The organism is Natranaeroarchaeum aerophilus, assembly GCF_023638055.1.
In the GTDB taxonomy this organism is placed as follows: Archaea; Halobacteriota; Halobacteria; order Halobacteriales; family Natronoarchaeaceae; genus Natranaeroarchaeum; species Natranaeroarchaeum aerophilum.
In genome coordinates, this window is record NZ_JAKRVY010000014.1 from 25,739 (window position 1) to 36,363 (window position 10,625).

At 59.8% G+C, this 10,625-nt stretch carries 11 protein-coding genes; 1 reads left to right on the forward strand and 10 read right to left on the reverse strand.

Features of this window, described 5'->3' with window-relative positions; translation table 11 throughout:
• The 8 genes from AArcSt11_RS16065 to AArcSt11_RS16100 all read right to left on the reverse strand — a co-directional run bounded on the left by AArcSt11_RS16065 (position 1) and on the right by AArcSt11_RS16100 (position 7,918).
• Entirely contained in the window at positions 1-1,047 is a 1,047-nt protein-coding gene (locus AArcSt11_RS16065) for a hypothetical protein (protein ID WP_250598599.1), read from the reverse strand.
• Positions 1,048-1,070: 23 nt separating this feature from the next.
• The gene (locus AArcSt11_RS16070; RefSeq protein WP_250598601.1) at positions 1,071-2,189 is read right to left on the reverse strand and encodes a hypothetical protein; all 1,119 of its coding nucleotides are present in this window, start codon (positions 2,187-2,189) and stop codon (positions 1,071-1,073) included.
• Positions 2,190-2,318: 129 nt separating this feature from the next.
• Positions 2,319-3,284, reverse strand: coding sequence for a nucleotidyltransferase family protein (locus AArcSt11_RS16075; protein ID WP_250598604.1), 966 nt, complete (start codon positions 3,282-3,284; stop codon positions 2,319-2,321).
• Between the two features lie 108 nt (positions 3,285-3,392).
• Positions 3,393-4,085 carry a class I SAM-dependent methyltransferase gene (locus AArcSt11_RS16080; RefSeq protein WP_250598606.1) on the reverse strand — a complete coding sequence of 231 codons (693 nt, stop codon included), beginning with the start codon at positions 4,083-4,085 and terminating at the stop codon, positions 3,393-3,395.
• Between the two features lie 126 nt (positions 4,086-4,211).
• Positions 4,212-5,027, reverse strand: coding sequence for a hypothetical protein (locus tag AArcSt11_RS16085; protein WP_250598608.1), 816 nt, complete (start codon positions 5,025-5,027; stop codon positions 4,212-4,214).
• Positions 5,028-5,196: 169 nt separating this feature from the next.
• On the reverse strand, positions 5,197-5,991 hold the full coding sequence (locus tag AArcSt11_RS16090) for a sulfite exporter TauE/SafE family protein (protein ID WP_250598610.1): 795 nt from the start codon (positions 5,989-5,991) through the stop codon (positions 5,197-5,199).
• 6 nt (positions 5,992-5,997) lie between these two features.
• Positions 5,998-6,696: an SCO family protein gene (locus AArcSt11_RS16095; protein ID WP_250598612.1), complete on the reverse strand. Its 699-nt coding sequence runs from the start codon at positions 6,694-6,696 to the stop codon at positions 5,998-6,000.
• 85 nt (positions 6,697-6,781) lie between these two features.
• On the reverse strand, positions 6,782-7,918 hold the full coding sequence (locus AArcSt11_RS16100) for a nitric oxide synthase oxygenase (RefSeq protein ID WP_250598614.1): 1,137 nt from the start codon (positions 7,916-7,918) through the stop codon (positions 6,782-6,784).
• Between the two features lie 113 nt (positions 7,919-8,031).
• On the opposite strand from AArcSt11_RS16100, the gene AArcSt11_RS16105 reads away from it, so the two are divergent.
• Complete coding sequence (locus AArcSt11_RS16105) at positions 8,032-8,277, forward strand: hypothetical protein (RefSeq protein WP_250598616.1); 246 nt, start codon at positions 8,032-8,034, stop codon at positions 8,275-8,277.
• Here AArcSt11_RS16105 and AArcSt11_RS16110 read toward each other — a convergent pair.
• The gene (locus AArcSt11_RS16110) at positions 8,274-9,314 is read right to left on the reverse strand and encodes an NAD(P)-dependent alcohol dehydrogenase (RefSeq protein WP_250598618.1); all 1,041 of its coding nucleotides are present in this window, start codon (positions 9,312-9,314) and stop codon (positions 8,274-8,276) included. The two genes, AArcSt11_RS16105 and AArcSt11_RS16110, sit on opposite strands and share 4 nt — an antisense overlap.
• 55 nt (positions 9,315-9,369) lie before the next feature.
• Positions 9,370-10,338: an aldo/keto reductase gene (locus tag AArcSt11_RS16115; RefSeq protein ID WP_250598620.1), complete on the reverse strand. Its 969-nt coding sequence runs from the start codon at positions 10,336-10,338 to the stop codon at positions 9,370-9,372.
• Between the last annotated feature and the right edge of the window lie 287 nt (positions 10,339-10,625).

Sequence of the window (10,625 nt, forward strand, 5' to 3'; positions counted from 1 at the left end):
CTACGACATCTCGAGCCCGCTCGTCTCGGCTTCCTGCGTCTCTTCACCAGCGGTCTGCTGTGCGGTCTCGCCGACGCTCTCGATATCGCCTAGCACGTCGTCGACCATCGAGGCGACCTCGTGGTCCCCGGTATCCTCGATCGTCTCCTCGATACCGCCCACACCCGCGAGCTGGGTTGTGAGTTCACCCATGTTGTCGACGATGTTCATCGCCTCGTCAGGGAACGTCTGCTTCTTTAGCGCCTGTGTACGGACCTGTTCGCGTTTGTTCCCCAGTGTTGTCTTCGCGGATTTCAGCATCTCAATGTTGTCCGCGAGCCGGTCGGCTCCGCTTTCGACCTTCTCGGCGAGGTTCTCCTGGTCGGCCTGTTTCATCTTCTTGTGATAGACCAGCTTCCGCTTGAGCTGCTGGAACCGCTCGCGCTCCTCTTCGGAAAGTGTCGATGGGTCCTGCGGGACGCCCGCTCCGTCGCCGAGACTCTTCAGCTCCTGGGCGGTCTCTTCCAGATGTTCGTCTATCTGCCCCGACTGCTGGTCAAGCCCGTTCATACGGTCTTCGAGCTTCTCCTTTGCGCTGTCGACCCGCTCGATCGTCTCTGATATCTTCTCGACACAGGCGTCGATCGCCGCCGCCCAGTTGAGGATCATGCGACCGTTGATCTCGTCAGGGTTCTCGCTCGGGTTGCGGAGCATCACCACCTGTCCCCCCTGTAGCTCCAGAATATCTTCCGACGCGAAAAACTCGATCAGTGCCTCGGCCTGCTGTTCGCTGGTGACGATATCACCCTTCTCATCGCTGGCCTCGGACAGCGTCTCGATCGCCTCTCGGCGGTCGATCCGACCGTTCCCTTCTTTGAGCTCCATCGAACCGAGTAGATCGGTCTTGATGATCGCCCGGATCGCTCGCTCCCATTCGCCCTCGACGTCGTCTCCTTCGATCCAGCGGGCCTCGAGGCGAACCGGGTCGTCGGTCTGGTTGACCGGGTTCGCTATCACGTACTCCTGTCCGTCACTTTCGATTCGTTCGAATTCGTATTTCTGGGGCATCGTTGATTAGTCCTGTAGTCGCGTTATTCGGCCATCCCGCCGAACTCCTCTTCGTTGACGAGGCTCCGGTAGCGCTCGCGCACCGCGTCCCTGACGTGTTCGTTGACAGCAGTCGTGCTGCTTACCTGTAGTTCCTCGAAGTGATCCTCGGCCAGTTCGATCCACTCGGGTAGTGTCCCCGGAAGCTGGTCCGTCTCGGCCTTGACCTCCGATCGGATCCGCCGGGCATGGTCCTCAGCAACGGCCCTGAACGGTTCGACAACTTCGACCATCTCTCGGCCGTGCTCGAGTCCAAGTCGGTCGGTCAGCGTGTCTCTGGCCCCCTCGAGGATCTCGGGGCGGACGGTCCGGGCCTTCGACAGCACGTCGAACCGGGTGTCGATCTCGTTTTCGACAACCTGCTCGAACTCGCCGCTCCGAAGCACGTAGCTCGACCCCTCGAACTCGTTTTCGACCGCCTCTTCGATCTCCGTGGCCAGAAACTGGGCATACTCGTCGATCGCCTCTTCGACGAGATACTCTCCATCGAGGTCGACAATATACCCCTCGCGGTCGAGATACCGAATTACGTCGGACGTCGCTGCGACATCGATAACGCTTTCGAGGTCGCCGTGAGCGATCTTTCCATCCGAGGCTTCTGACTGCAGTCTGGAGTCCAGACCCACGTCATCGGCATGCTCCTTGAGTTGCGGGCCGATCGTGTAGTAGTCCCGCTTTCCCGCAGTGATCCGACGGACGTAGTCGCGTTCGGCGAGCTCGTCGACGAAAAAATCCAGATCGTCGATGGCAAGAGAAAACCGGGACCGGAGCGTCTCACCGGTGACGACCAGACGCTGGCCGAACAGGTTCGTTAGCTCCCGCGTAATGTTCATGTTCCCTTTCACTCCGAACGGATCAACGTAGAACACGCCGTCACGGAGCTGGTCCAGATCGACGAACTCGTCGGCCGTCATCCCAGTAAGCGCTTCCCGTAGTTCACTTGCGGTCAGGGATCGGGCGTTGAGTAGCCCGACATCAGCGCTCTCATAGCCCGACTTGAGCTCTTTTTTCTGATCCGCAACGTAGACGAACCCATAGTTATCCTGGGCAATGTCCCTACAGACGTCCTCAAGGACATCCGTATCGACCGGCAGGAGTGTCATTGTAAAGGAAATTATATGCTTGGATAGTAAAACTTATGTTCGGCACATTGTCCACCAGGGGTCAACAATCCCGGATCAAGTCGGTCGAGAACCGAAGGTATTCGCGAGTACTCGACTGGTAACAGTGTCTCAGGTGTCCTCGTCCATCACTGAAATATCGCTAATGAGCGACTGGGAGATCCGGAGGTCCTCGACCTCGGTCCCCGTGTCGAGGATCGTCTCGTCGACGTTACAGTTCTCGACCGTGGCGTCCGGGAAGACGAGCGTCCGTTCGAGCGTCGAATCACGAACGGTCGCCCCGGCCATCACGTGAACTGTCTCGCCGATCTCGCAGTTCTCGACCGTGGCATCGGGGTCGACCATCGATCCCCCGTCGAGTTTCCACTCGACAGTGTCAAGATAGGAGTCGGCCGAGCCGATATCGAACCAGACATCGTCGAACGTAAAGGCGTGAACCGGCTCGTTTGACTGGAGCCAGTCGATGTACCAGCCGGGCTCGTCGGGGTTGTTGTCGCCGGCGAGATACTCCGCAAACCGTACCGAATCGGCTGGGAATGCGTAACAGGCGATCGATACCAGCGTGCTGTTAGGTTCGTCGGGTTTTTCCTGGAAATCGATGACCCGAGAACCGTCCAGTTCGACCAGCCCGTAGGATTTGGCCTTTTCGCGGGACCCGACATCGTAGGCCGCGAGTGTGGGCGTACCGTTCGCCTCGAACTCGTCGAGGAACTCGCCCAGATCGAAGCCGATCAGGTTGTCGCCCGCGATGACAAAGAGGTCGTCGTCGACATCTTCACGATCGACAAGTTGGGACAGCGCGCCGACGACGCCGAACTTCTCGTCTTCATCCGCCGTGTCCTCAACGGAGAGCTGTGTTTTGTCGTACCCCCGGTCGGCAAGGTGCTCTCTAAACGTCTCTGCGAACGCTTCGTTCGTACTCAGGTAGACAGTATCAATCCGGTCGTCGTCTTCTAGCTGCTGGAGTATCCGATCAATAACTGTTGTTTCTCCCACTGGAAGTAGCATCTTCGGCCGGCGACGAGTAATGGGCCACATCCGCGTGGCGAACCCCCCAGCCAGTACAATAGCGTCCATATGTGAAATCTCAGTTCAACGGATAAAAAGCTAGTGGCGATGCGGGGCGGCTCCCTGAGCCAGGAGCTTCTCGCCCACAGATTGCTACACTCCGGGGGATCTCACCATTCAGAGACAGCTGTCTGTTGATTGCCTGATTGTCCGCCTTGCTGTGAGCGTATACACCGTCCCGAGCATATGAGTCTCAAGGAGTTCGTACCCACCAAAGACGTCGTCAACCGCCGCCCGGACATCACCGTCGACGTTCCAGTTCGCGTACCAGCGAAGGAACCGGCCCAACAAAGGGTTGCCCAGCCGGAGTGGCCCCGACTGAAACCCCTGCAGATCGAGAATACCAAGCGGTGCGTCCCGAGTTAGCGCGTCGTGCACGTTTCGGACCGTTCGCTCGACATCGGGCATTACACTCATCGAGAGCGTCGCGAGCGCGGCGTCGTACCCAGTGCCCAGATCAGCGGTCGTTGCATCGGCACGCATGATGTCGACGTTCTCCCACCTATTCTCATCGACTCGCGCGTTCGCCTTCGCAATCATCTCCGGGCTGTAGTCGATCGCCACGAGTTGGCCCTCGTCACCGATCTCGTCCAGCACTGGCGCGAAATTGACACCGGGTCCACAGCCGATTTCGAGTACTCGATCGCCCGGTTCGAGGCCGAGCTTCTCGATCAGATCCTCGCGTATCGGTTCGAAGTCCTGTTCGCTCATCGAGTACCAGTCGCTCCAGCGATCCCAGACGGTTGCACTGCGCTCCAGGTGTTCTCGGTACTCCCCTTCGGCGTCCGGTTGACGTTCGATGTCAGTCATCGTCCGATACGTCTGCCATCAGATGAGAGTAGCATGAATCTTCCTGTAGTTAAGTCTGGAGAGAGTTACGAGACACCGACAGTTTGTATCTCTCCTGGGCGACCTAAGCGCGCAACAGAAGTGAGTTCACTCCGGCTGCGCGGTCTGAAACGCCGATTCGACATTTTCCCTCCATTGTCGAGCGGTATTGAGTTCCGCTTCGATCGCCGAGAGGTTTTGCTCGATCATCTCGTTCGTCTCGTCGAGCCGACGCTCGATCGTTGCGAGCTCCCCCTCATGCCGACCGCTGTCGTTTCTGAGAGTCTCGATATCGGCCTCAAGCTGATCGAGACGGTCACGCTGTGCCGCCATGTCGTTTCGGAGCCTCGCAAGCTCCGCGTGGAGTTCGTCGACTTCTTCGAGCAGATCGGTGTCAGTGTCGAACAGGTCTTCCATCGCCTGCAGGTAGGCTTCGAGGTCGAGAAATCGCGATTTGAGGTAGTTCAGCTGTACCTCCACCTGTCTGTTGTCGCGGATTCCCAGCGCGTTGCGTAGTTTGGCTCGCTTGGAATCGGTGACGTCCTCGTCCTCAAGCGCGGTGATGAGTGTGTCGACGTTGATCGGTACTCCCTGCCCCTCAACCCCATCGGAATCCTCTTCGCCTTCGGTAGGTTCGATTCGCTGCTTGCCGTCCCGCTGTTGCTCCGGTCCCCCATTAGTACTTTTTGACTGACTGTCATTCGTACTGTCGGCATCCTCCCCCAGAAGGTCGTCGAGACTCACGCTGTCCTCTGTCATCTCCAGTTCCCCGTGAGAATCCAGGAACTCCAGATACTCCGGATCCTGAACGAGACCCGCCGGACTGAGTTCGTCAACTTCGTTCTGCAGCTCCCCAAACACCTGGGTCTCGGACGCTGCCGGTCCACTGCCAGTGGCTGTTTCCCCTCGAGTGAATTCGTCCATGTCGTCCCCGCCCCGTCTGTCTTGCCCCCGATTGTTCTCTCCCATTTGTTTACCCCGAATTTCGGTTGTTACCGAATCTAATTAGTTAATACAGCTACATGTTAAAAAGTAGTTGGTTAGTTACCATATATTGCAGAATTCAGTTACTTCCTACCGGATAGTAGGAGGATCATAAGGGTTGATAGTATGGAATGGGGGGATGTGGCAACGCAACACCGAACATCGCGAGGCCATGTTGAAGCGGGATATATCCGAGGAGAACGAACCCGATACCGAGGACACGGTGGAGTCGAGCGCGCATTTCGCTCCCCATCGACTGAAAGACGGTACCAGTGAGAAAGACCGCAGGGATCGTTCCGAGACCGAGCACGCCGAGGACAGCCATACCACCGATCGCGTCCCCCTGGACGAACGCGTACAGGAACGCCGGGTACAGCAGCGGACACGGGAGCAGTCCGTGTGCTGCACCAAGACCAGCAATGCGCCAGTTGCCGACCCACCGGTCGACGCGTGGGACGAGCCGTGCATTGATCGCAGCGGACAGTCGAGCAGTTCCGGGGACAGCAATATCGTGTGCGTGACTCCCCGCGACGTACCGGAGCCCGACTGCGACGATGAGCGCTCCGACTACGAGTCCAGTGACCGCGTGGATGTCGCTCACAATTGCTGTCACCCGCCGCCCACTGACGAAGACGAGATTCCCGGCCAGTCCGAACAGCCCGCCGAGCACCGCATAACTCATAGTTCGCCCGAGATTGAACAGACCATGCTGTTTGACGTGGACGAATGTGAGACTATCGGCACGACGTCCGTTCTCTCGCATCCGGTCGGCGTACATCGTGACCAGCGGTCCACACATACCGATACAGTGTGCACCACCGAGCAAACCGACGAGGGCGAAAACGGCGAGACCGATCGGCTCGCCGGCGTACAGATCACCCGACGGTGCACAGGAGGCAATCATCGTCTATCAGTCGTGTATCGCTGGATCGTAGTTCGCGACGATGTCGTCGATATCGTCGGTTACTTTCTCGGGATCGATGTTTTCGCCACGGTAGGCGCGTTCGACCACTCCACCGGGGTTGACGAGCAGCGTCACGACGATATGCAGGAAGTCGTAGTGCTCGACCCGGTCGCTTTCGGCCGTCCGCTCGAAATCGATCCCCAGCCGATCCCTGACCACTGTTCGGGCTCTGTCCGGCGTTTCGGGGCGGAGGAACTTCCAGTTCCCGAGCGACAGGTCCGCTCCCATCATCTCCGAAGATTCCCTGAGCGCCGTCTCGTCGTCGCGTTCGGGATCGAACGTGATCGGCAGGAACAACACGTCGTCCGTCCGATCCAGGTCGTCGACGAGTGACTGTACCCCGGCAAACCGGTTGAGAAGGACGCCACACTCGTCCGGACAGAACGTAAACACGCCGGTGAGCAGGGCTGTTCGGTCCATTGCAGCCGAGTCGAACACAGTGTCGCTCAGTCCGTCTGGAAGCTCGAATTCCGGGAGCGCCTCCCCATAGGCCGGGTAGGGGAGGTCCTCGCTGTCGGCCAGCTGATCGGCCGGTTCGTCGAGGACGACCCCGTCGAGCTCGTCGTCGAACACGTCGGTGAGACAGCCAGCAGTGCCGAGCAGGCCCGTGCTGGCGACTGCAGAGAGATACGATCGTCGGTCCATATCGATCGGTAGGACTCCCTCTGAATAACCGAATTGGTGCGATTGCCGAAAGCGTTCGCCGTAACCGATACGGAGTCAGACCGTTCTACCGGCCGATATCAGTGCGACGCTCCTCGATCGGCACCGGATCCGGCTGGTAAAAGAAGTTGGGCCGCTCGATTCGGTTGTCGTACTGGTTCTCGAAGACGTGTGTCGTCGCCGAGCTCATCGGTGGCAGCAACCAGTCGCGGTCCCCAGTGACATCACGGCCCGCTGTCTCCTCGTTTCGTTCGAACTGCTGGAACTGATCGGTCACTTTGTGGTGGTCGACGATCTGGACACCGGCCTCGTCGAAGGAGTGCAACACCGCCCGGTTCAGTACGAGGAGTGCCTCGTCCTTCCATAGGTTCCGGTCGCGATCCGTCTCAAGGCCGAGCCGTTCGGCAACGATCGGCAACATATCGTACCGGTCCTCGTCCGCGAGGTTCCGGGAACCGATCTCCGTGGAGACGTACCAGCCGCTAAAGGGCGCAGCGGTGTACTGGATCCCGCCGATCTCCATGCGCATATTCGAGACGACGGGAACGTCGTACCAGCGAAGGCCAAGCTCCTCGAACCAGTCGTACTCGGGGTGAGAAAGCGGGACTTCGCCGATCGCGGATTCGGGAACGTCGAACAGTTCGGGCTCCCGGTCGCGGATCTGGATGACGTGGGGCTGAATGTCGAACCGCGTCCCTTCTCCTTCCCACCCCCGTGATTGACAGTATTCGGTCAGCGCGACCTCGTCGGGATCGCCAACGACGCCATGGTCCGTTTGATACCCCGCGTACCGTAACAGTTCGTAGTTCCAGAGTCGCACCTGCTGCTCGCCGTCGATCACCGGCTTGAACACGGTGAGCAGCGGGACGATATCCCCTCCGTTGCGCGCCCGTTCGAGATGCTCACAGCACGCCTCGTGTACCTCGCGTGCTGTCTCACAGTTCCTCCGGTCAAGGACGTTCAGCCGCTGCCAGAACAGCCGGCCGATACAGCGGTTACTGTTTCGCCAGGCGATCTTCGCGCCGTGTTTTAGCTCCTCGGTGGTGTGGTCATAGTGGCCACGGCGGGCGATCTCGTCTTCGATCTCGTCAAGTCGGTCTTCGATTTCGTCTTCCTTGCCAAGTTCTGCATAACACTGCTCGACAAAATCGTGAGCCTGCTCGTACAGTTCGACCCGATCGTACTCGGGTAGTGGCTCGTGCATACCGGGGGTTAGGAGTAGCCGGGCTTACAACTGACGACATGCGTGCTCGCATCGTCGGCCTGGCATCAACCCCGCACCGACGTGTTTTTGTCTGTACTCGCCAACACGGTGTCGTGAGCCCTTCACGAGACCTTTCCCGGCGACTACGAGCCATCACCGAATTGAGGAAGCTGTACCTGTTCGTCGGTGGGATCACCGCCTTTCTCTCGTGGGTCGTGATGCCACCACTCGGCCTGATTGCGGGCTTCTGTGGAATGGAGCTATACCGAAAGCAGGGGCTGCCGCTCTCGGGAATCGTGATCGGCGGAATCGGGATTGCCGCCGTCCTGACATGGTTCGTGATCCTCGCAGTGTACTAGGGCGTGATCACTGCCCGCCCCTCGATCTCGTTGTGTTCCAGCATCTCCGCGACGCTATTTACCTCGTCGAGACCGAACTGTGTGGTGTGTAAATCGACGTCGCCGCGTTCGACGAGTGCGACGAGTTCCTGGAGTTCGGTGTACTTGCCGACGATGTTGCCCTGGTAGGCGAACTCGCCGTTGACCAGCGCCTGCGCCGGTTCGTGAATATGGCCACCGTAGCCGATAATGTGGTGGTCACCACCGGCGGCACAGATGTCGGGGGCAAGCGCGGTCGTCGAATCCGCACCAACGAAGTCGAGTACCTGCGCCGCGCCGTTCCCGTCGGTGAGCGCCTCGATTTCGCTCGGGATATCCTGTCCCTCGGGGTCGAGTGTATGATGTGCGCCGAGGTCGCTCGCGAGGTCGCGGGCTTCCTGCTTGATATCGACGGCGACGATCTCGGCCGCACTCATCGCGTCGATACACTGCAAGCCGATATGGCCGAGTCCGCCGACCCCGATGACAACGGCGGTATCGCCCGGTACGAGATCACCGACTGCCTTCTTGGCGGCGTGGTACGCCGTGATCCCCGCGTCGGCGTGAGGGGCGATCTCGGCCGGATCGACGCCGTCGGGAAGCGGGATGACCGCCCGTTCGTTCGTGAGCAGCGTCTCGGCGAAGCCGCCGTCTGTTGTCAGTCCCGAGAACTGATCGTTCTCGCAGTACATCGTCTCGCCCATCCGGCAGGGTCGACAGGTCCCACAGGTACGGACTGGATGGCAGATTACCTGATCACCCTCGGAGACGAGCGTCACCTCGTCGCCCACCGCCGCAACTGTCCCGGCGTTCTCGTGGCCGAGCGTCATCGGTAGCGGCTGGGGGACGTACTCCTCCCACATGCCCTCGATGATGTGGTTGTCCGTCTGACACCAGCCCGCACCCTCGACATCAAGGAGGACGTGATCGCTGGCAGTGATCTGTGGCTGATCGACCTCGTCGAGCGAGAGCCCGTTCGCCATGTCGTGTGTGTACTCGTGAAGTCTGGCTGCCTGCATAGCTACACATTCTTCACGAACAATCATAAACGTACGCGCCGCGACAGGGCGATCCCTACTCGTGGCCGGAGATCGGCACTGGCTCGTAGGGCTCTTCGAGATAGTCGAGTTCGCTATCGGCGAGGTCGATCTCGGTCGCCTCGACGGCGGCTTCAAGATGCTCAATCGAGGAAGTGCCAAGGATCGGCGTCGTCACCCACTCCTTGTGCAGCAGCCACGCCATGGCGATCTGGGCCATCGACCGGTCCTTCTCGGCGGCCAGTTCCTGAACGCGCTCGTTGATCTCGCGACCACCGCCGTCCGCGTACGGACGTCCCAGCGAAGCCTCGTGCTCGCCTCGGGTCGTCTCGTCGAACTCCTCGTGGGGGCGCGTGAGAAAGCCCGCACCGAGAGGGCTCCACGGCATCACGCCGATGCCTTCCTTCTGACAGAGGGGAAGCATCTCGCGTTCCTCCTCGCGATAGGCGAGGTTGTAGAGGTTCTGCATCGTGGCAAAGCGTTCCAGCCCGAGCCGGTCGCTCGTGTGCAATGCCTCGGCGAACTGGTGGGCCCACATCGAGGACGCGCCGATGTGGCGTACCTGTCCGCGTCGAACGGTGTCATCGAGCGCCCTGAGCGTTTGCTCGATGGGCGTATCGTAGTCCCAGCGATGGATCTGGTACAGATCGACGGTGTCCATCCCCAGCCGATCCAGCGAGTTCTGGAGCTCCTGTTCGATGGCCTTCCGCGAGAGCCCCTCGGAGTTCGGGTCGCCCTCTCGCATCTGGAAGCGGACCTTCGTCGCGACGACCATCTCGTCGCGGTTGTACTCGGCCAGCACGTCACCGAGGATCTCCTCGCTCGTCCCCGTACTGTAGATGTTGGCCGTATCGAAGAAGTTGATACCCAGTTCGATCGCGCGCTCGATCAGCGCCTCGCTCTCCTCCCGATCCAGCATCCACTCGTCGTCATCCCCAAAACTCATACAGCCCAGACAGAGTTCGCTCACGTCGATGCCGGTGCTGCCGAGTGTGGTATACTCCATATGCCAGCAGGCGTGCGAATCGCCAAAAGCGTTCGCGTACCGTTCCAATTTTCAGTAGCTTTCAGTAGTACACCGTACGAAACGGGTACACTGTTGGACGACTGGGCCGCGTCCAATACTACCATCAGCATTCGACTCGGGCAAGGCGACAGCGGGCGCTATGACAGCCGACCCACCACCAGTGGCCGCCTCTGCCTGGTCGGGTTCGTAGGCGACGATGCTAGACCCGAACGTGAGCCGCGTGCCAGCGTCAGAAGCGAGTTCTGACGAGGATCGCAGTCCATCGG